Genomic DNA, 18,904 nt, shown 5'->3' on the forward strand with positions numbered 1-18,904 from the left:
GGTTCAGTGGCAATCCACGTCCCGTCGCCCCCAAACGTCAGGATATACCCTGCGGCCGGGCCGTTTCGAGTCCCATGCACGTGGTGCGGAAGTTCTGCTGGTTGTGTTCCTGGATGGTCGGTCAGCTGATCCTCTGCACGGTCGCACCCTGTCGGATGGCGCGGGGGATCTCGGCGACGGAGTCCACGATGTCGATCAGGTGGGTGATGCTCTCGGCTGGAGCACTGGAGATGACATCGACGGTGTAGGTGATCCCGGTTGACCGCCAGCTCTCGGTGTCGAAGCCGCCGGCTGCGGAGACGCGCACTCCCTGGAGTTCGATTCCCAGTGCGGCGGCCTCCCGGTAGAGGTCGTTGAGGACGCATCCCGCCGCTGCGAGGTGAAGGAGATGTCCTCCGGTGAAGTCCGCTCTGACGCTCACGCCCTCGGGCGTCCATCGATGAGGGAAACGCACCGCGTGATCGTCCGTCACCTTCAGCGATCCTGCGCTCACGATCACGTTGAAGCGATCATCAATGATTCGGCTCCCGGCACCTCGGGCGTACGGACATGACGACAAGAGCCGTCCTACACGTCGCAGCCGCCAACCGGCAACACCGCACTCGCTCGCATGGGGACAGCCGCTCATGCCGATGGGCCCTCTGACGGACGCGCGTGGCCGGTGACATTGGCCGTCACCGGAGATGTCTGATGGGATTGACACATGAAGACACGAGGACATGACATCGAGGTCACGCCTGCGTCGGACCATGTCGTGGTACGGGTCAAGGGCTCGGTCGTCGCGACCTCCTCCCGGCCGCTCGTACTCACCGAGACAGGCTGCCCACCGCGGTACTACCTGCCGCCGGACGATGTGAACATGGATCTGCTCCGGTCGTCGACGACGACGTCGCACTGCCCGTTCAAGGGTGATGCCGTCTATTGGTCGGTGGACACCGCTGACGGTCTGGCCGAAGACGTGGTCTGGTCCTACCCGGAGCCGTTTGCGGGAGTCGAACAGATCGCGGGACGGCTCGCCTTCTGGGCGGAGAAGTCAGGCGTCACCCTTGAGGTGAACGGGCAGAGTGCGTAAGCGTCGCCCGGTCCGGGAGTCGAGGAACGCTGCATGCGGCCAGACGTTCCTGCCGCAGTCGCTCAGCTGTTCAGGCAATCTGGGGATCTTGTCAACAGGGGCTCGGCTCGGCCGTCGGCTACGCCTCCCGAACCATGGCTACGACCGCGTCCGTGACCTCAAGACTCGGCAGGACGTGGACAGCGCCGGCGTCGCGCAGGTCATCGGCGGAGCTTCGCCCTGATGCCACCGCGATCACCGGTACGCCGTTTTCCAAACCGGCCTCGACGTCGGCCGGAGTGTCTCCGATGAGCACCGCCTCGCCAGGCGCGACCGGCGCCCCGAACAGCGCGGCTGCCCGGCCCAACGCTATGCGCACCAGCTCGGCCCGCACGTCGTCGTCCTCTCCGAACGCGCCGATGTCCCAGCGGATACGCCCGTCCAGGCCGAAGACCTGGAGCTTGATCTCCGCTACGCTGCGGACGTTCCCGGTCAGGACGGTCTGCAGCACTCCGGGGGTGGCGCCCAAGGCGTCCAGAGCCGCGGCGGCGCCGGGGAGGGCGTGACCGCGCTTCCGCAGGTCGGCAGCCCGCGCCAGGTGGGCCTTGGCGAGGGCCGCGGCGAAGCGCTCGAAATCGTACCGGTCGGTCCTCAGGCCATGGAGCTTCGCAGTCTCTCGGAAGATCACCGATTCGGTGAGGCCGTCGATCTTCGCCTGCTTGACCATGGGGACGTCCGTCACTTGCTCGAACGCCTGCGCCGAGAGCTCACGGCCGACACCTCTGGTGTCGATGAGGGTGTGGTCGATGTCCCACAACACGATTCGGCGACCCGCCATCGAATCCCTCCGCCCGTCGCCGCCCTCGCGGGAGGCCATGAGTTCGAGCTGCACGGTGGTCACGGCTCGCACGCATGCGGTGAAGTCTGCTTCAGTCCACTGACATGGGATGTCAGTGGAACCGAAATAACGTCCCACACGTGGACATCGACATTGATATCGACCAGTTTGTCAACCGCTACGTCGCTGTATGGAACGAGACCGACCCGGTTGCGCGCCGAAATGCCATCGCTGGACTGTGGGACGCGGACGGCACACAGGTCACCGAATCCGCCCGATACCACGGTCATGACGACCTTGAGGCCCGGATCACCCAGGCACACAACGATCTGGTGCGGGACGCAGGATTCGTCTTCCGGCCCGCGGGCGACGCGACCGGCCACCACGACACGGTCACCTTCACCACCCACATGGTCCCCGCAACAGGAGGGAACATCGTCTGGGCCGGCCGGATCTTTCTCACCCTCGACGGAAAGGGGCTGATCCGACACGAGTACCAGTTCACTATGAGCACGCCGAACCAGGCGAGCACTCGTGCCACGACGGAGGAGTTCCTTCGCCGGCTGGGCGAAGGCGATCCGGACCGGATAGCCGAGTTGTTCGCCGAGCACGTCGAGTGGCAACTGGACTGGCCGGAGGACGGCCATCCGGCGGTGCCGTGGATCCGTCCCCGGTACACCCGCGCCGACGTCGCCGACCACTTCCGGGACATAGCCGCCTTCCACGTCCCCGAAGAGTCGGCCGGAGAGGTGTCCCGCGTCCTCATCGACGGAACGGAAGCGGCGGTGCTCGGCGACATCAAGCAGATGGTGAAGGCCACTGGGAGGCGATACGTGGCCCTGTGCGCGCTTCACCTCACCGTCAAGGACGGGCTGATCACCCGATATGCCGTCTACGAAGACAGCCTCACCGTCGCCGAAGCCCTCGCCGACCAGTCGGTCCACCCCTGAAGACACCGATCGAGCAGGGCGGTGGACTACTTCCGCTGCAACGAGACGGTCGGCCGCGTCGTCAGCGACCTGCGGCCCGTCTCGGCCGCAGATCTCCTGTCCGAGGAGCTACGAGACCGTCGCGACTGCGCGGAGCGGTCGGTTGCGAAGGTGTTCAGGGGTGTGGTTTCCCGCACCCCTGAACGGCCACACACCTCATGGTGGCCTCACCTGATCATTCCTAGTCTCATGTGCATGACGGAATGGCTGATCGACCTGATGGAAATGCTCGGCGCGCCGGGAGCCGGGATCGCGATCGCGCTGGAGAATCTCTCCCCGCCGCTGCCCAGCGAGGTGATCCTGCCGCTGGCCGGTTTCACCGCCTCCCAGGGCGAGATGAACCTGGCCTCCGCGCTGTTGTGGACCACCGCCGGCTCGGTGATCGGTGCGCTGGCGCTCTACTGGGTGGGCGCGCTGCTCGGGCGCGAGCGCACGCTGGCCCTGGCCGCCCGGATCCCGCTGCTGAAGGTCTCCGACATCGCCAGGACCGAGGCGTGGTTTCTCAAGCACGGGCGCAAGACGGTGTTCTTCGGCCGGATGATTCCGATCTTTCGCAGCCTGATCTCCGTTCCCGCCGGAGTGGAACGCATGCCGCTGGGCGTCTTCACCCTCCTGACCACCGCCGGGAGCCTGATCTGGAACACGATCTTCGTCATGGCCGGTTGGATCCTGGGCGAGAACTGGTCGCTGGTGGAGGCCTACGTCGGCGTGGGCACCAACGCCGTCATCGCCGCGGTGCTGCTGGCCGTGCTGGTCTTCGTGGGCATGCGGCTGGCCGAGCGACGCAAGGGGCGGCATGCGGTGGAGGCCAGACAGCTTCGGCCCCTGGGTGAATGAGCCGGCGTTCCCCGCTTCACCAGGGGCGCCGGTGACTGACGAGGCGTCCGCCCTTCCCTGCCGATCAGAGGGTCAGGTGTCGTACAGGCCGTCCCACGGTTCGTAGAAACCGATGTTGTCCGGGTGGAACTCGGCGTGTTCTTCGCCTTCGAAGGTCTCGATGACGAGGCCGAACAGTACTCCGTCGAACGTGTGCCGGAAGGGCCGGATGGGGATGTCGTCGAAGGTGTGCAGGACGGCGTACCAGCGTTTGTGCCTCGGCCAGTCGTCGGTGTGGGTGTAGCCCTCACGGAAGGCGGCGACGACGGAGCCGAAGAACTGACCGCCTTTCCAATGGCCGATCGTGCCGGTGTGATGGTCGGGTTCGTGAACGATGGGGATGATGTCGGGGACTGCCATGCGCCGGAGAGTAGTCATTGGGGCCGACAACACCTTGGACTGTCATGATCTGGCTGACGTCGGCGCTGGGTCGTGGTGGACGTCTCCGACCTTGCTACGGATCAGAGGCTCTTCAGCCGGTCGAGCACCTTGCGGGTCTCGGGATCTGCGAGTGCCGCAGAACGCGCATCGCCGCACGCGGGTGAACGTCGAGGGCGGCCAGAGCGAAGAGCACGTTGTGCCGGGTCTCGTGTACACGGATGGGCGGCGGTCGGCAGGCAATGGATGCCCCATCTCCGATCGTGGCGTATCAGGGATGCCGTAGCTCGTACTCAATGCGACGTCCCACCTTGTAGAGCACTTCCATACGTTCGTGCTCGACCGGGGGCAGCCGCAGATATGCGCCTTGAGAGGCAGCCGTGAGGGCAGCCTCGATCGGGTCCGGGAGCAGGGCGGCCATGAGGACACGGGTGGCGCTGCTGGCCACTTCGAGTTCCAGCGCCGCGTCAGCACGACCTGGAGCAGCGTCGGCACGTAACCGTCTGGCCTGTTGCCAGATTGTGTCTCTGTGCTCAGCCAGTCGCGCCTGAAGGGCTTGGCGTTGGCGCGGGTAACGTTCTCCGCAGTCGAGTAGCGACGTGATCTCCTCCGCCAAATCGTCCTGCAGTGCGGCCACGCCGGCGGCGACGACGTCTTCGCGGTCACAGCAGGTCGCGTACGACGCGAGTGCCGGCGAGGCGGTCGTGCAGGGTGCGGGCGGCCGGGTCGGCCAACGACCACAGACCGTCCAGCAAGAGCATGACCAGCCCGCCCTGTGGCACGCAGACGAGGACGGGGAAGACCAGCCCGCGGACCGCGGCCCTGCGCCAGCCCGGCCAGTATCCGGTTTCGGTGGAGACGACGCGGATGCGCATGAGCCGCTTGCCGAACGTCCGCCCTGACAGGACGTAGAGGAACGCGGGTACGGCGACCAGCGACGATGTGGGTTCGTTGATCCTGAACCAGTTCAGGAGGCCGTAGTCCAAGCTGCCCGGCCAGCCCTCGAAGAGGCTCAGGAGGCTGACGAAAACCAGGTAGTCGAAGGTGAGCGCCACCGCCCGGCGCCCGGTGGATCCACTCGGCCAGGTCTCCCCCGCTGTCCGGGTGGCCAGCAGCACCAGCAACGCGGACAGCAGGAGGGCCGACTCCTCGTACCCGTAGGCGGTCGCCACGGTCGCGAACCACTCGCCGCTGAGTACGGGGATCTCCGAGCAGCCGTCCGAAGCCACGTACGCAGGAGCGGCCGGCCCGACGACCGCGAGAAGAACGAGCAGGCCGGCCACCCGGCGTCCGATGATCGTCCTGTTCCCGGTGGCCACCGACATGCAGAGCCCCGCAAGGACGAGGACGGCGGGCACACCCCATTGGACGGCCAGGCCCGCGATGTCGTAGGCGTCTCCCAGGAAGGCCGCTCCCAGCCTGGTGGGGCCGTAGCCGTTGGTGTCGAAGGGGGCCACGCAGCCGAGTGGCGTGTAGGAGGACCCGTACTCGACCTGCCAGGCGCTCCAGGTCGAGAACGTTGCGGCGGCCAGGGCGGCCACCCAGGCGAGGGGGGCTGATCGCGACAAGCTGATCTCCGTTTTCGCGACACCCTAGCGGTGTGGGCGACCCTCCATGTTCGGACGCGGCTTCCAAGGCTCGGTGCGGCTGAGCGTCACGGAGATCAGGTGCGACGGACGGCCTCGGTGCCTCCGCCGGTCAGTGCGGTGAGAGTGTTCAGGAGGGTGGCGCCGGTCGGGGGAAGGTCGGGCCAGCGGGCGGCTATGTGGCCGTCGGGGCGGACGAGCAGTGCTCCGCGGGACGTGAGGCCGCAGAAGGCGGCGTGTTCGTCGGGAAGGGGTTCGATGTGCAGCGGCCATGGCGTCCGGGGTGACCAGGCGGCGGGGTCCGGGGTGAGTACGGTGAACCACTCGCCGAACGTGTCCAGCGTCGAGCGGCCGGTGCCGAGCCAGAGGTGTGGCATACGACGGCCCGGTTCCGCGCCGGGGACGTAGTCCGCGCCCGGCGGCTCCGGCGGAGGGCCTTCACCCGCCAGGACGGCGGCCGAGCGGTACGTGACGCCGAGCACCAGGCCGAGCTGCGCGAAGTACCGCTCCGACCACGGCAGCTCGACATGACCTGACGCCTCCGCCCCTGAAAACTCGACGTCGCCCGACACCGCAGACCACGGGCGTTCTACGGAGGTCTGCGGTGGTTGGTCGGGGTGGAGTTGTTGGTGGCGGCGGTTCTGGGCGTCGAGCATGAGGGCGGTGTTGGTCACGGCCTGACGTAGCGTCCGGAAGGCGACGGGCCGCCGTTCCGCCTCGTACGTCTCCAGCAGGCTCGGAGAGGCCCATCCCCGCAGCACGCCCGCCAGTTTCCAGCACACGTTGTGCACGTCCGCGATGCCGGTGTTCAGGCCCAGGCCGCCGACGATGGGCATCGCGTGCGCGGCGTCGCCGGTCAGCAGGATTCGGCCGTGACGAAAACGATCGGCGACGAACGCGTTCATCTCCCAGTGCTGGATCCGTACGACGTCGGCCCGTACGCCGCCGCCGAGGGCGCGCGAGAGGAGGCCGGGCCAGTCGGCGTGCGGGCCGTCGTCCGGCGTGGGGACGATCCAGGCCCAACCACCTTCGGGATACAGCGGCACGAACAGGCCATGCGCGGTGAAGTAGACGCCGGCGGGCCGGTGGGCGCACCAGCGGCGCAGGTCAGCGTCGAACACGACGGTGGTGAAGCCGCCCATCCGCCCGGGGCCGGAGACGCCGATGCCCAGCAGGCTCCGGACGGTGGAGTTCGCACCGTCGGCGGCGAGGACGTACCGGGCGCGCAGGCGGGTCCGGTCTCCGGGTCGAGAGCCACGAGAGGCGCCGTGAGAGCCACCGAGAGAACCACCGTGAGAGCCGCCGATCAGGGCCGCGACGCCGTCGGCCTCTTCGGTCAGGTCGACGAGCCCGGCGCCGAAGCGGACCGGCGACGATGCCCCGGCGAGCAGGATCGGTTCCAGCCGGTCCTGGGAGGTGACCACGCCGGTCACAGGGCTCTCGGGCACCGGCGCGTTGATCCCGATCATCGCCGCCGTGGCGAAGTCGCGGTCCCGCATGGTGTCGCGGAAGCGGATGCGGCCGTACTCGGGGGTGAAGGCTGTGGCGGTGATCTCGGGAGCGAGGCCGAGCAGGCGGTAGATCTCCATCGAGCGCACGTTGAGCAGCCGGGCCCTGGGAAAGGGTGACGGCTCGCGGTGTCGCTCGACCAGCAGGGTCCGCACGCCCCAGCGTTCGAGCAGCGCCCGTGCGGTGAGCCCGACCGCTCCGCCACCGACGATCAGCACCTCCACCTCGTCGTCCGCCACGGGCACGCTACGAAGCCGTTCCACACCTCATCGTAATCACACCGGTCAGAGCGGGCGGGCGCACCTCCGACGCGCCCGAATCAGTCGGCGAGGTCGGGCGAAGGTGGTCTGAGTGTCAAGCGGGCAAGGCGTTCCGGTGGGCCGCGCGCCGGAGGCGGCACGGGCCGGTGAATCGTCCGTAAGCTGAGGATGTGTCTCCCTCACTGGTCCTCCTCGACGGCGTCCGGTGGCGCGGCGCGCACGTCGTGAGCGACCGCGCGCACACCCTGCTGGCCGTGCTGGCCCTCCAGGGACGCGCGGGGGTCGGCGACGACCGGCTGGTCGAGGAGCTGTGGCCCGACGGGCCGCCGGCCAACCCGACCAAGGCGTTGCAGGTGGTCGTCTCCCGTACCAGGGCGGCGACCTGCCCCGACGCCGTCGTGCGCGTCCCGCGCGGCTACCGGCTCGGGCTCCCCGCCGCACAGGTCGACGTGCTGCTGCTCGGGACGCTGGTGGAGCAGGCGCGGGCGGCGCTGGGCGAGGACGACACGGCGCTGGCGCGCCGCCGTGCCGAGGAGGCCATGGGCCTGGTCGTGGCCGGCCCCGACGGCGCCACGGGCCCGCTCGCCGACCTGCGCGCCGTCGCGGCGAGGCAGGTGGCCGAGGCCAGGCGCGTGGCGGCGATCGCGGGCAGCCGCAGCGGCGCGCACGAGAGCGCGCTGCCGCTGCTGGAGGAGGTCGCGGTCGAACGGCCGCAGGACGAGGAGCTGCTGACCTGCCTGCTGCGCAGCGAGGCCGCCGTACGCGGGGCCGCCGCCGCGCTGGAGCGCTACGAACGTCACCGTTCGGGGCTGATCGACCGGCTCGGCACCGAACCGGGCCCCGGCCTGGCCCGCGTGCACGCCGAACTCCTCCACGCGGACCGGCCGGTACGCGTGGGCATCCAGTTCGACGGTTCGTCCCTGCTCGGCCGCGAGGACGACATCCGTGCGATCCACTCGCTGCTGCCGACCAACCGGGTGGTCTCCGTCATCGGCCCTGGCGGCCTGGGCAAGACGAGGCTGGCTCATGTCGTCGGCCGGAACGCCGCGCAGTCCGTCGTCCACTTCATCGAGCTGGTCGGCGTCTCCTCGCCGGAGGGCGTGGTGGGCGAGGTGGGGTCGGCGCTCGGGGTCCGCGACTCGGTCGGCGGGCGTCGTACCCTGACGGCCGAGCAGCGCGCCGACGTACGGGCCCGGATCGCCCAGCATCTCGACCAGGCTCCGGCGCTGCTGATCCTGGACAACTGCGAGCACGTGATCGAGGCCGTCGCCGACCTGGTGGCCTTCCTCACCGTGACGGCCCGCGACCTGCGGGTGCTCACCACCTCGCGGGCTCCCCTGTCGATCCCCGCCGAACGCGTCTACCTGCTCGGCGAGCTGCGCGCGGACGACGCCGCGGAGCTGTTCCGCCAGCGTGCCACGGCCGCCCGTCCGGGGGTGCGGCTGGACGGGCAGGCGGTCGGGGAGGTCGTCGCCCGCCTCGACGGGCTGCCGCTCGCGATCGAGCTGGCCGCGGCCAAGGTGCGGGTGATGTCGGTCGAGGAGATCGCGCGGCGGCTGGCCGACCGGTTCGTCCTGCTGCGCGGCGGCAACCGTACGGCCCCCGACCGCCACCAGACGCTGCTCGCGGTGATCGACTGGTCGTGGAACCTGCTGGACGAGCCCCAACGGCAGGCGTGGCGCTGGCTGGCGCTGTTCGGCGACGGGTTCACGCTGGCCGCGGCCGAGCACGTACTCGGCCTGGACGCCCTGCACGTCGTGGACGCGCTCACCGAGCAGTCCATCCTCAGCGTCCGCGAGACGGCGTACGGCCTGCGCTACCGCATGCTGGAGACGGTCAGGGAGTTCGGCCGGATGCGCCTGAAGGAGGCCGGCGAGGAGGCCGCGGCCCGGACGGCGCAACGGGAGTGGGCGACGGCGTACGCCCACGCGTACGCCTACAAACTGTTCGGCCCCGAGCAGTACACGGCGGTCGACGCGCTGTGCGCGGAGGAGGGCAACCTCGCCGACCTGCTCCGGCAGGCGCTCGCCGAGTCCGATCCGGTCACGACGGTCCAGTTGCTGGCCGGTGTGGGCGCCCTGTGGTCGATCCGCGGCGACCACTCCCGGATCTTCGTCCACCGGGAGGCGATCGGGCAGGTGATCAAGGGCTGGGCGCCGCCGCCGCACCTCGTCGAGGTGACCCGGGCCGCCCTGCTGATCTCGCTGATGAACACCATCGCCGTGAGCGACCGCGCCCACGACCCTCTTCGCCTGCTCCTGTGCGAGCTGCCGGAGACCGGCGAGACCGACCCCCGCCTGGGGGCGATGAGCACGGTGGTGCTCTCGTGGGACCGGGACGACGCCTTCCGCAAGCTGATGGTGCTGCGCCGGAGCCCCGACCGCGACGTGGCGCTGGCGGCGGCGCAGGCGAGCATCCACGTCCTGGAGAACGTGGGAGCCGTGGACGAGGCGATCGAGGCCGCCGAGCAGACGCTGTCGTTGCTCCGCGGCGACGAGGGGCCGTGGATCTCCGCCATCACGCACACCGTGCTGGCCCATCTGGTCATGCAGCTCGGCGACCGCGGACGCGCGGTCGGCCACGCGCGGACCGCCATCCCGGTGCTGCGCCGGCTCGGCGCCGCCGACGACGAGGCCCAGCTCCGCTCGGTCCTGCTGGTCTCGGCGCTGGCCGACGGCGATCTCGACGCCGCCGAGGCCGAGCTCGCCGGCATCACCGGGATCAACGACGGTGACGCGATACTCGGCGGGGCGGCGATCGACCTGCTGTGCGCGGCCGAGATCGCGCTGGCCCGCGGGCAGACGGCCGCGGCGCTGGCGGAGTACCGCAGGGCGGTCGAGCGGGCGGGCGACCTGCGTCCGCCGGGGGTGCCGCCCGAGGAGACCACGCCCTGGTCGATCGTCACGGAGGCGATCACGCTGACGGCGTACGCGCATCACGCCGGGCCGCGGGACGTCCGGTTCGGCGAGGAGCTGTTCGCGCGGGCGCGGCGCTACGACCTGCTGGTCGTGGAGAACCCCGTCCTCGACTTCCCGGTGTGCGGCACGATGTTGTTCGCGTTCGGGACCTGGGGGCTGCTGCGGGAGGCCATGGCCGCGCGCGACGCGATCAGGCTGCTGGTGCTGGCCGAACGGTTCACGTACAACAGCACGATGCCGAGCATGAGCTTCGAGCGGATCGTGCCGTACGCGGAACGGGCCGCGCCCGGCATGCTCGCCACCGTCCGCTCCGAGTACGGCGACCGGCGCGGACCGGACCTGCTCGACGAGGCGCGGCGGCACGTCGAGCAGGTCTTCGGCCCTGACCGGCGGCGCTCACATGTGCCGCTTGTAGCTGCGTACCGACAGGGGAGCGAAGATCGCCATGACGGCCGCGCAGGCCAGGAGCGTCCAGGCCACCTCGCCGCTGAGGGAGGCGCTGTTGGCGAGGTCCCGGGCGGCGGTGACCAGGTGTGAGACCGGGTTGACCCGGACGAACGCGGCCAGCCAGTCGGGCAGCGTCTCCACGGGGACGAACGCGTTCGACAGGAACGTCAGCGGGAACAGGATCATCATCGAGATGCCCTGGACGGCCTGGGCGCTCCGGGCGATCGTGCCGACCCAGGTGAAGATCCATGCCAGCGACCAGCCCGTGAAGATGGCCAGCAGGATCGCGGCCAGCACGCCGACCGCGCCGCCGCCCGGCCGGTAGCCCATCACCAGGCCCATGCCGAAGGTCAGCGTGGCCGCGATCGTGTAACGCAGCAGGTCGGCCACCATCGGGCCGGCCAGCGGCGCGATCCGGGCGATCGGCAACGACTTGAACCGGTCGAAGACGCCCTTCTCCATGTCCTCGCGGAGCTGCGTGCCGGTGGCCATGCAGGTCGTCAGCACCGTCTGGGCGAGGATGCCGGGGATCATCAGCGGGAGGTAGTTCTGCACGTCGCCGGCGATGGCGCCGCCGAAGATGAAGGCGAACATCGCGGTGAACAGGATGGGCTGCAGCGCCACGTCGAAGAACTGCTCCGGGTTGCGGCGCATCTTCTTCAGCGCCCGCCAGGCCATCGACAACGTCTGGGCGACGGTCTCCCCCATGGTCACGCGCCGCCGGGCGGCCTCCACGCGGTCGGCGGCCCGTACCCGCTCGCGGGTGGGGGCGATCATGGTGCTCATCGGTTCTCCTCCGTGCCGGTCGCGGCGTCGCCGTCCGTCTCGTGGCCGGTCAGTACGAGGAACACCTCGTCCAGGCTGGGCTTGGCCACGCTCACCGAGGAGATCGACACCCCGGCGGTACGCAGCGCGATCAGCACCTCGGCGGCCAGGTCCGCCTGGTCGAGCGCGACGTTGAGGCGGCCCTGCTCCGGGCTGAGCACCGGGTCGGAGCCGAGCACGCGCCGCACGACCTCGACGGCGGCGGGCACCTCGTCCGGGTCGGCGAGCAGCAGTTGCAGGGTCGAGTTGCCGACCGCGCTCTTCAGCTCGTCGGGGGTGCCCTCGGCGACCTTGCGTCCGTGGTCGATGACGGCGATGCGGTCGGCGAGCTGGTCGGCCTCGTCCAGGTACTGGGTGGTCAGCAGCACCGTGCAGCCGTCGGCGACCAGGTCGCGGATGGCGTCCCACATCTGGCCCCGGGTGCGCGGGTCGAGGCCGGTGGTGGGCTCGTCCAGGAAGATCAACGGTGGCCTGGTGATCAGGCTGACCGCCAGGTCCAGGCGCCTGCGCATGCCGCCGGAGAACTGCGAGATCGGCTTGTCGGCGGCGTCCTCCAGGCCGAACTGGCCCAGCAGCTCGGTGGCGATGCTCCGGGCGCGCGGCTTGGCGATGCCCTGGAGGCGGCTGAACAGCCAGAGGTTCTCGCGGGCGGTCAGGTTCTCGTCGACCGAGGCGTACTGCCCGGTGACGCCGACGAGCTGGCGGATCACGTGCGGGTTGGCGGCCACGTCCACGCCGAAGATCTCGGCGCGGCCGGCGTCGATCTTCAGGAGGGTGGCCAGCATGCGCAGGGTGGTGGTCTTGCCGGCGCCGTTGGGGCCGAGGACGCCGAAGATCTCGCCGGTGCGTACGTCCAGGTCGATGCCGTCCACGGCCCGGTGCGCGCCGAACGTCTTCACCAGCCCTTCGGCGCGTACGGCGAGTTCGGTGGCCCCGCTGAGGGGTGGGCCGACCCCGGTGTGCCCGAGTTCTGTGATGCTCATGGCTCCACTGTCGGGGACGCCGGTTTCACGGTGCCCTCGACAAGGTTTCACCGGTTGCCGGGAGAATGGACAGATGCGTGCAGCGCCGTGGATGATCCTCATCGGTCCCGCCGCGACGGGCAAGAGCACCCTCGGCGAGGGCATGGCCTCGGCGACCGGCCGGAGCTTCGTCGACCTCGACGCGATCGGCGGCGGCTACTACGCCGAAGTGGGCTGGGACATGGACCGGCTGCGCTCCCGGATCCGGGCCGTGGGCCGGGTCGCGGCCGAACGGGAATGGGAACCGGCACGCGCCCATGCCGTGGAACGCGCGGTGGCCGACCATCCGGACGCGGTCGTCGCGCTGGGCGCGGGCCACAGCCACTACACGCGTCCGGACCTGTTCCGGCGGGTCCGGACCGCCCTTGCCCCCGTCGAGCACGTGGTGCTGGTGCTGCCCTGCTCCGACGAGGAACGATCCGTCCGGATTCTGCGGCGGCGCAGCCTCGCCACGAAGCGAACCGACTGGATCGGCGCCGACGGGCACGACTTCCTCGCGGAGTGGGTACGCGACCCGGGCACCCGTACCTTGGCCACGACCGTCCTCCACACCGACGGCGACCCCCCTGCCCGGACCCTCGCCCGCCTCCTGACCAGCTGCCGTACGGGCTACCGCTCGGAGCCGTAGCGGTAGACCGTCGAGCTTCTGGCCCGGAAGCCGAGGCGCTCGTACAGACGGTTGGCGGCCTCGCGGTCGGGGCGGGAGGTGAGGTCGACCGTACGGGCCCGCGCCTGTCCGGCCAGGTGCAGGGCGTGCCGGGTCAGCTCGGCGGCGACCCCGCGCCCTCTCGCCGAGGCGTCGACCACCACGTCCTCGATGCGGGCGCGCATGCCGGTCGCCACCGGGAACAGGACCAGCGTCAACGTCCCGACGATCCGCCCGTCCAGGCGGGCGGTCAGCACGGTGATCGCCTCGCTGCGCACGACGCGTTCGAGCGCCGCCCGGTCCAGCGGCTCGGCGGACGCGGAGAGCTGCGGCAGCAGCACCCCGAAGGCGTCCACGAGCTCTTGGTCCACCTCACGCACCACACCCACCTCGACACCCATGCGCCCGACCCTATCGACGGCGTTCAGGCACCCAGGACGGCCTGCCGTTCCTGGCGGATGACGGACTGGATGTCGAGGTCGTAGTTGCACAGGATGACCCCCACCCAGTCGCTGTCGAGGTAGATCGACCAGTTCGTGTTGCCGCCGGCGATCCCGCCGCCATGGCCGATGTGCCGCTGGCCGCCGGTGATCACGGCGATGGGCCCGTACGCCTGGAACGCCTCGGCCGCGGGTGCCGGGCCGGGGCCGGCGAGGGGTGGGCCGGACATCTTGGGGCTCAGGTAGAGCTGGGTGTAGGCGCGGTTCAGCAGCTTGTCGCGTTGCAGCGCGAGCGCGAACCGCACCAGGTCGGGGGCCGAGGAGAAGCCGCTGCCGCCGCCTGAGCCGATGAAGGCGCGGGCGGCGTTGGTGCCGGGCCCGCCGTTCAGCACGGCCCCCGCCTCCAGGTGGCGGACGCCGTCCACCCGCGAGCCGTCCGACTGGTAGATGTACGGATGGGCGATGCGTGCGTCGTTGAGCCAGTCCGTCCGGGTGTAGTAGGCGGAGCGGGTCATCCCGGCGGGGACGAAGATGTTGCGCCGCACGTACTCGTGGAAGGGCAGCCCGGACAGGGTGGCGACGAGCTCGCCGAGGATCTCGTAGCCGGAGCTGCTGTAGGTCTTGTCGGTCCCGGGGGTGTAGGCGGGCTTGAGCAGGCGGGTGCGCGTACTGATGAACCGGGTCTGCTCCTCGACGCTGTGGGTGACCCGCTTGACGTCGTCGGGGTCCTGGACGGTGAAGTCCGGCAGGCCGGAGCTGTGGGTGAGGAGCTGGTGCACGGTGACGTGCCTGGCGACCTCGTCGGGGAACCCGTCCAGGTACGTGCCCAGCTTCTCGTAGAACTTCAGCCTGCCCTGCTGGGCGAGCTGCACGACCGCCAGCCCGGTGAACGGCTTGGACGCCGAGGCCAGACAGTAGACGGTGTCGGTGCGGTTGCGGATCGACCGTTCCTTGTCGGCCATCCCGTACGAACGGGCCAGCACCGGACGCCCACGGCGAGCCAGCAGCGCGGTCCCGGAGAACTCGTCCCGCTCGGCCAGCGAGCGAAGATACCGGTCATAGGCCGCCACCCCACCCTCGGCAGGCGCAGCCCCACCGCCGACTGCCAGGGGCACGGCCCCCAGCAGGCCCAACGTCGTCCGCCGTGACGGCCGCGCGAATCCGGCTCCACTCATTGCACGCCTCTCCTCGGGCGGTTCCAGGAGAGGAATGCAAGCGCCGGCGCCGTTTCCCCGGCGTTTCCAGGCGCGATAGTCTCATCGGAAAATAACCGTCTGCATTAATCTGGCAACTGTGAGTCATGGGTCCGTTGTCGGTACGCCCCCGCGTCGCCGTACCCTCACCCGAGTCCTCCGCCGCATCGGGAGGCGGGGCGCCTCCTTGACGTTCGTCGGCCTGCTGAGCCTGGCCATCGCGGCCTCGCTGGCGTTCGTGCCGGGCAGCCAGCGCGGCACCCCCGGCTACGCCACGCTGGCCGTCATCGCCCCGCTGCCCGCCTGGGCGGCGGTCTGGTGCGCGCTCGGCCTGCTCTGCCTGACGCAGGCGTTCATGCGGTCCGACCGGGTGGCCTTCGCCGCCGCGACCGCGGTGCTCCTCACGTACGGGCTGATCTATCTGCTCTCGACCTTCACCGGCGACAACCCGCGCGGCTGGGTCGGCGGGGCGGTGTGGCTGGCCTTCGGCGGCTGGATCGCGCTGATCGCCACCTGGCCCGAGGCCGTCGTGATCAACCGCCTGCCGGGCCGCCGCGCCGCGTCGTCGACGGCCGTCATCGTGGCCGACTCCTCGGGGACGATCCAGTCGTGGAACCCGCAGGCCGAGGCCCTGTTCGGCTGGGACACCGACGAGGCGGTCGGCAGGTCGCTGACGATCCTGATGCCGCCGCGCTTCCGCGACCCGCACACCGACGGCCTGGCCCGGGTGCTCTCCGACGGCCACTCCGAGCTGGCCGGCCGGATCATCCCGCTGGTCGGCCTCCATCGCGACGGCAGCGAGTTCGCGATCGGGCTGACGGTCAACGCCTGGTACAGCGACGACGGCGTCACCTACACAGGGGTGATCCGTCCCTTGGGGGGCCGCCATGTCCGGTCTGAGTGACATCCTGGTCCAGCTCGGCGTCGGCGTCGTGCCGCTCGGCGTGGCCTACCTCGCCTTCCGGTCCGCGACGGACGCCAGCAAGAAGTCCCAGCAGAGCGCGTTGCTCCAGGTCGAGCACCAGGCCGAGGTCGAGCGCTCGAAGGTCGACGCCGAGGCCTTCATCCGCGCCAAGACGATCTACGAGGACGCCCTGGCGCAGATGGAGAAGCAGATGACCAGGATGCAGGGCCAGGCGAGCCAGCTCGGCGCTGAGCTGGTCGACGAGCAGAGCAGCTCGGTCGCGATGCGCGACCAGATCCGCCGGTTGCAGGCCCAGATCCGGGCCCTCGAACGCACGGTGCTCGCGTTGCGCTCCCAGCTCGTCGACGCCGGCCTGTCGCCCGCGCCGCCGTCCGACCTGACCGGGCCTCACCTGCTGAGGCCGCAGCGCTCGGCCGACTAGGAGGCGGCGCCCGCGAGGCCGTGGGCGGCGGCCAGCAGCTCGATGGAACGCAGCCACGCCTTCCTGTCGGGCGCCGAGGAGACGACGATCAGCTCGTCGGCCTGGGCGTGCGCGGCGAAGCGGGTCAGATAGTCCTCCACCTCGGCGGGCGTGCCGACGGCGGAGTACTGCATCATCCGCAGGATCTGCTGCCCGGCCGCCGATTCGAGCACCATGTCGGCCTCCTCCGGCGTGAACGTGCGTCCGCGCCCGAGGAACCGGCTCACCCGGTACCGCTTGGCCGTCAGCAGCTGCTCCTGCGCCTCCTCGCCGGTGTCGGCGGCGATCACGTTCACCCCGGCGATCACGTAAGGCTCGGCCAGCTGCTCGGACGGCTTGAACTCGCGCCGGTAGAGCGCCACGGCCTCCTCCAGCGCGTCGGGCGCGAAGTGCGAGGCGAACGCGTACGGCAGCCCGAGCGCGGCGGCGAGCTGGGCGCCGAACAGCGACGAGCCGAGGATGTACAGCGGCACGTTCGTGCCCTTGCCCGGCGTGGCGTCCACACCGGGGATGCGCGACTCGCCGGTCAGGTATCCCTGTAGTTCGAGGACGTCCTGGGGGAAGGTGTCGGCGGCGCCGGGGGTGCGCCGCAGGGCGCGCATGGTCTGCTGGTCGCTGCCGGGGGCGCGGCCGAGGCCGAGGTCGATGCGTCCGGGGTGGAGGGTCTCCAGGGTGCCGAACTGCTCGGCGATGGTCAGCGGGGAGTGGTTGGGCAGCATGATGCCGCCCGCTCCGAGACGGATCGTCCTGGTGTGGGCGGCTACGTGGGCGATGAGCACGCTGGTGGCCGAGGAGGCGATGCTCGGCATGTTGTGGTGCTCGGCGTACCAGATGCGGTGGTATCCCAGTTCTTCGGCCCGCTGGGCCAGGCCCACGCTCGCGGCCAGGCTCTCGCTCGCCGTCTCTCCGTCGCCGATGTGCGCCAGATCAAGGATGGAGAGTGGAACAGTCATGGGGTACGAGCCCTTTCGCCTGGACGGTGGCCATCGGCGAGTGCAACCGTAACGGCTCTCCGCTTATTTCCCCGCCTGTTTCCCCGGCGCCCCTCGCGACGGTGCGCGAGGGGCGTGGGCGGGCGTCAGGACGCGGTGCAGGTGAGCGCGGGTGGGGTGCTGGTGGCGGCGTTGCCGTTGGCGAGGAGGCCGAACGTGGTCGTCGCGCCGCCGGCCAGGGCGCCGTTCCAGCTCAGGTTCGTCACGGTGGCGTTGCCGGACAGGGTACCGTTCCAGAGCTGGCTGATCGTCTGGCCGCCGGGGAACGTCCACTGGACCTTCCAGCCCGCGGTCGGCGACGAGCCGGTGTTCTTGACGGTGACCTCGGCCTGGAAGCCGCCCTGCCACTGGCTGGTCACCTTGTAGGCGGCCGAGCAGCCGACCGGGCCGGTGGTGGGCGTCACAGTGGGAGTGACCGTTGGCGTGACGGTCGGGGTGACGGTCGGTGAGGGCGCGGCCATGGCCAGGTCGTACGCCCGCTGCGGCACGAACTGCCCGGCCGCCGCGATGCACCCGTCGGCCTCGCCCGGCGGCTTGACCCACAGGTAGGCGTCGATCGCCGCGTCACCGGTGTTCGTGGTGCTCCAGAGGCCGGTGGCCCGGCCGGCGGGGTCGCACCACTCGCTGCCCGCCGGGCCGTTGCCGTTGCGGCTGGTGTCGATGACCGCCTTCAGCCTGGAGACGCCGGTCGCCGCGATGACGCTCTTGGCGTACGACACCAGCCCCGGCGTCGAGCGGTAGTTGGACGTGTTGAGCGCGATGCCGTCCGCGCTGCCCCCGACGTCGGCGCCGTTGAGCCTGGACGCGGCCTCCGAGGCCGACAACCAGGCGTCGTGACCGATGTCGAAGTACACCTTGACCTGCGACGACGTCGCCTTGAACTTCTTGCCCGCGTACGCCATGGACGCCTTCACCTCGGCCTGCTGCGAGGCGTTCATGCAGTTCGTCATGATGGCCAGCGCGTCGGGTTCGAGCACGACGGTCGCGGCCCGCCCGCCCAGACCGGCCGCGATCTGGTCGATCCACGCCCGGTAGGACGCGTGGTCGGGCGCGCCGCCCGCGCTCGCGCCGCCGCAGTCGCGGTTGGGCATGTCGTACACGACGACGATCGGGACCTTGCCCGCCGCCGCGGCGGCCCCGACGTAGGAGTCGACCTCGCTCCGGACCGTCGCGGGGTTGTACGTGGCGAACCACCGGCCCTGGGGCACGGCGGCGATCCGGTCCCTGATCACCGCCGTACGGCTGTCGCCCGGGTTGGCGGCGACCCACTTGGCGGCGTTCGTCAGGGGATCCACGTAGAAAGCGGAGTCGGCGGCCTGGGCGGTGGACGAGGCGAGGACGACCGCTCCCGCCGCGGCCATGGCGGTGGCGGCGAGGAGCGCCGCGAGCGCGGGCTTTCTGCGAGACATGAGGTTACTCCGTCCGTAATGTGGGAGTGGGAGCGCTCCCACGATGTCTGGATCGTAGGTAGCCGGGCTGTCCCGCAGAAAGACATCGGACCGCTGCGAACCGGCTTCTCCCAGGCCACAGCCGGTCAGAGCGATGAAAG

At 70.4% G+C, this 18,904-nt stretch carries 18 protein-coding genes and 1 pseudogene; 7 read left to right on the forward strand and 12 right to left on the reverse strand.

The window, feature by feature from the left end; all coding sequences use genetic code 11:
* Window positions 1-121: 121 nt before the first annotated feature.
* Window positions 122-421 (reverse strand): OsmC family protein, encoded by a 300-nt coding sequence (locus tag ABZ815_RS02215; RefSeq protein WP_357693026.1) that lies wholly within the window; start codon window positions 419-421, stop codon window positions 122-124.
* Between the two features lie 282 nt (window positions 422-703).
* On the opposite strand from ABZ815_RS02215, the gene ABZ815_RS02220 reads away from it, so the two are divergent.
* Window positions 704-1,072, forward strand: coding sequence for a DUF427 domain-containing protein (locus ABZ815_RS02220; protein WP_357693028.1), 369 nt, complete (start codon window positions 704-706; stop codon window positions 1,070-1,072).
* Window positions 1,073-1,190: 118 nt separating this feature from the next.
* Here ABZ815_RS02220 and ABZ815_RS02225 read toward each other — a convergent pair whose 3' ends face one another.
* The gene (locus ABZ815_RS02225) at window positions 1,191-1,952 is read right to left on the reverse strand and encodes a haloacid dehalogenase-like hydrolase (RefSeq protein WP_357693030.1); all 762 of its coding nucleotides are present in this window, start codon (window positions 1,950-1,952) and stop codon (window positions 1,191-1,193) included.
* Window positions 1,953-2,029: 77 nt separating this feature from the next.
* Here ABZ815_RS02225 and ABZ815_RS02230 point away from each other — a divergent pair, with 77 nt between their 5' ends.
* On the forward strand, window positions 2,030-2,839 hold the full coding sequence (locus ABZ815_RS02230) for a nuclear transport factor 2 family protein (protein ID WP_357693032.1): 810 nt from the start codon (window positions 2,030-2,032) through the stop codon (window positions 2,837-2,839).
* 21 nt (window positions 2,840-2,860) lie between these two features.
* The gene (locus ABZ815_RS02235) at window positions 2,861-3,715 is read left to right on the forward strand and encodes a DedA family protein (protein WP_357693034.1); all 855 of its coding nucleotides are present in this window, start codon (window positions 2,861-2,863) and stop codon (window positions 3,713-3,715) included.
* 72 nt (window positions 3,716-3,787) lie between these two features.
* Here the strand turns inward: ABZ815_RS02235 and ABZ815_RS02240 are convergent, their stop codons facing one another.
* The 4 genes from ABZ815_RS02240 to ABZ815_RS02255 all read right to left on the reverse strand — a co-directional run bounded on the left by ABZ815_RS02240 (window position 3,788) and on the right by ABZ815_RS02255 (window position 7,490).
* Window positions 3,788-4,114: a hypothetical protein gene (locus tag ABZ815_RS02240; RefSeq protein WP_357693036.1), complete on the reverse strand. Its 327-nt coding sequence runs from the start codon at window positions 4,112-4,114 to the stop codon at window positions 3,788-3,790.
* Between the two features lie 289 nt (window positions 4,115-4,403).
* Window positions 4,404-4,769 (reverse strand): hypothetical protein, encoded by a 366-nt coding sequence (locus ABZ815_RS02245; protein ID WP_357693037.1) that lies wholly within the window; start codon window positions 4,767-4,769, stop codon window positions 4,404-4,406.
* Between the two features lie 25 nt (window positions 4,770-4,794).
* A complete protein-coding gene (locus tag ABZ815_RS02250) occupies window positions 4,795-5,700 on the reverse strand; it encodes an RDD family protein (protein WP_357693039.1) in 906 nt (301 codons plus the stop codon).
* Between the two features lie 95 nt (window positions 5,701-5,795).
* Entirely contained in the window at window positions 5,796-7,490 is a 1,695-nt protein-coding gene (locus tag ABZ815_RS02255) for an FAD-dependent monooxygenase (RefSeq protein WP_357693041.1), read from the reverse strand.
* Window positions 7,491-7,936: 446 nt separating this feature from the next.
* Between ABZ815_RS02255 and ABZ815_RS02260 the strand changes: the two are divergent.
* Window positions 7,937-9,121: pseudogene (locus ABZ815_RS02260) on the forward strand (BTAD domain-containing putative transcriptional regulator); the annotation flags it as partial.
* Window positions 9,122-10,801: 1,680 nt separating this feature from the next.
* Here the strand turns inward: ABZ815_RS02260 and ABZ815_RS02265 are convergent.
* Both ABZ815_RS02265 and ABZ815_RS02270 read right to left on the reverse strand, forming a co-directional pair.
* Complete coding sequence (locus ABZ815_RS02265; RefSeq protein ID WP_357693043.1) at window positions 10,802-11,638, reverse strand: ABC transporter permease; 837 nt, start codon at window positions 11,636-11,638, stop codon at window positions 10,802-10,804.
* Entirely contained in the window at window positions 11,635-12,660 is a 1,026-nt protein-coding gene (locus ABZ815_RS02270) for an ATP-binding cassette domain-containing protein (RefSeq protein ID WP_357693045.1), read from the reverse strand. Before ABZ815_RS02270 ends, ABZ815_RS02265 begins: the two co-directional genes overlap by 4 nt.
* Before the next feature lie 73 nt (window positions 12,661-12,733).
* On the opposite strand from ABZ815_RS02270, the gene ABZ815_RS02275 reads away from it, so the two are divergent.
* On the forward strand, window positions 12,734-13,327 hold the full coding sequence (locus ABZ815_RS02275) for a shikimate kinase (protein WP_357693047.1): 594 nt from the start codon (window positions 12,734-12,736) through the stop codon (window positions 13,325-13,327).
* Here the strand turns inward: ABZ815_RS02275 and ABZ815_RS02280 are convergent.
* Both ABZ815_RS02280 and ABZ815_RS02285 read right to left on the reverse strand, forming a co-directional pair.
* A complete protein-coding gene (locus tag ABZ815_RS02280) occupies window positions 13,309-13,746 on the reverse strand; it encodes a GNAT family N-acetyltransferase (protein ID WP_357693049.1) in 438 nt (145 codons plus the stop codon). The genes ABZ815_RS02275 and ABZ815_RS02280 overlap by 19 nt on opposite strands.
* Window positions 13,747-13,769: 23 nt before the next feature.
* Window positions 13,770-14,855, reverse strand: a complete 1,086-nt coding sequence (locus tag ABZ815_RS02285) for a serine hydrolase domain-containing protein (RefSeq protein ID WP_357693051.1) — start codon at window positions 14,853-14,855, stop codon at window positions 13,770-13,772.
* A gap of 310 nt (window positions 14,856-15,165) precedes the next feature.
* Here ABZ815_RS02285 and ABZ815_RS02290 point away from each other — a divergent pair, with 310 nt between their 5' ends.
* Together ABZ815_RS02290 and ABZ815_RS02295 are read left to right on the forward strand one after the other, a co-directional pair.
* Window positions 15,166-15,882 carry a PAS domain S-box protein gene (locus ABZ815_RS02290; RefSeq protein WP_357693053.1) on the forward strand — a complete coding sequence of 239 codons (717 nt, stop codon included), beginning with the start codon at window positions 15,166-15,168 and terminating at the stop codon, window positions 15,880-15,882.
* A complete protein-coding gene (locus ABZ815_RS02295; RefSeq protein ID WP_357693055.1) occupies window positions 15,866-16,324 on the forward strand; it encodes a hypothetical protein in 459 nt (152 codons plus the stop codon). The genes ABZ815_RS02290 and ABZ815_RS02295 overlap by 17 nt, the downstream gene beginning before the upstream one ends.
* Here the strand turns inward: ABZ815_RS02295 and ABZ815_RS02300 are convergent.
* Both ABZ815_RS02300 and ABZ815_RS02305 read right to left on the reverse strand, forming a co-directional pair.
* Window positions 16,321-17,316, reverse strand: a complete 996-nt coding sequence (locus tag ABZ815_RS02300; RefSeq protein WP_357693057.1) for an LLM class flavin-dependent oxidoreductase — start codon at window positions 17,314-17,316, stop codon at window positions 16,321-16,323. The genes ABZ815_RS02295 and ABZ815_RS02300 overlap by 4 nt on opposite strands.
* A gap of 125 nt (window positions 17,317-17,441) precedes the next feature.
* On the reverse strand, window positions 17,442-18,764 hold the full coding sequence (locus tag ABZ815_RS02305) for a glycoside hydrolase family 6 protein (RefSeq protein ID WP_357693059.1): 1,323 nt from the start codon (window positions 18,762-18,764) through the stop codon (window positions 17,442-17,444).
* Between the last annotated feature and the right edge of the window lie 140 nt (window positions 18,765-18,904).

Source organism: Nonomuraea sp. NPDC047529 (genome assembly GCF_040642995.1).
Taxonomy (GTDB): domain Bacteria; phylum Actinomycetota; class Actinomycetes; order Streptosporangiales; family Streptosporangiaceae; genus Nonomuraea.

Excerpts from the sequence above, each read along its gene's own strand:
- ABZ815_RS02280 (WP_357693049.1), bottom strand. The coding sequence starts at position 13,746 with ATGGGTGTCGAGGTGGGTGTGGTGCGTGAGGTGGACCAAGAGCTCGTG.
- ABZ815_RS02220 (WP_357693028.1), top strand. The coding sequence starts at position 704 with ATGAAGACACGAGGACATGACATCGAGGTCACGCCTGCGTCGGACCAT.
- ABZ815_RS02295 (WP_357693055.1), top strand. The coding sequence starts at position 15,866 with ATGTCCGGTCTGAGTGACATCCTGGTCCAGCTCGGCGTCGGCGTCGTG.
- ABZ815_RS02240 (WP_357693036.1), bottom strand. The coding sequence starts at position 4,114 with ATGGCAGTCCCCGACATCATCCCCATCGTTCACGAACCCGACCATCAC.
- ABZ815_RS02305 (WP_357693059.1), bottom strand. The coding sequence starts at position 18,764 with ATGTCTCGCAGAAAGCCCGCGCTCGCGGCGCTCCTCGCCGCCACCGCC.
- ABZ815_RS02270 (WP_357693045.1), bottom strand. The coding sequence starts at position 12,660 with ATGAGCATCACAGAACTCGGGCACACCGGGGTCGGCCCACCCCTCAGC.
- ABZ815_RS02265 (WP_357693043.1), bottom strand. The coding sequence starts at position 11,638 with ATGAGCACCATGATCGCCCCCACCCGCGAGCGGGTACGGGCCGCCGAC.
- ABZ815_RS02275 (WP_357693047.1), top strand. The coding sequence starts at position 12,734 with ATGCGTGCAGCGCCGTGGATGATCCTCATCGGTCCCGCCGCGACGGGC.
- ABZ815_RS02300 (WP_357693057.1), bottom strand. The coding sequence starts at position 17,316 with ATGACTGTTCCACTCTCCATCCTTGATCTGGCGCACATCGGCGACGGA.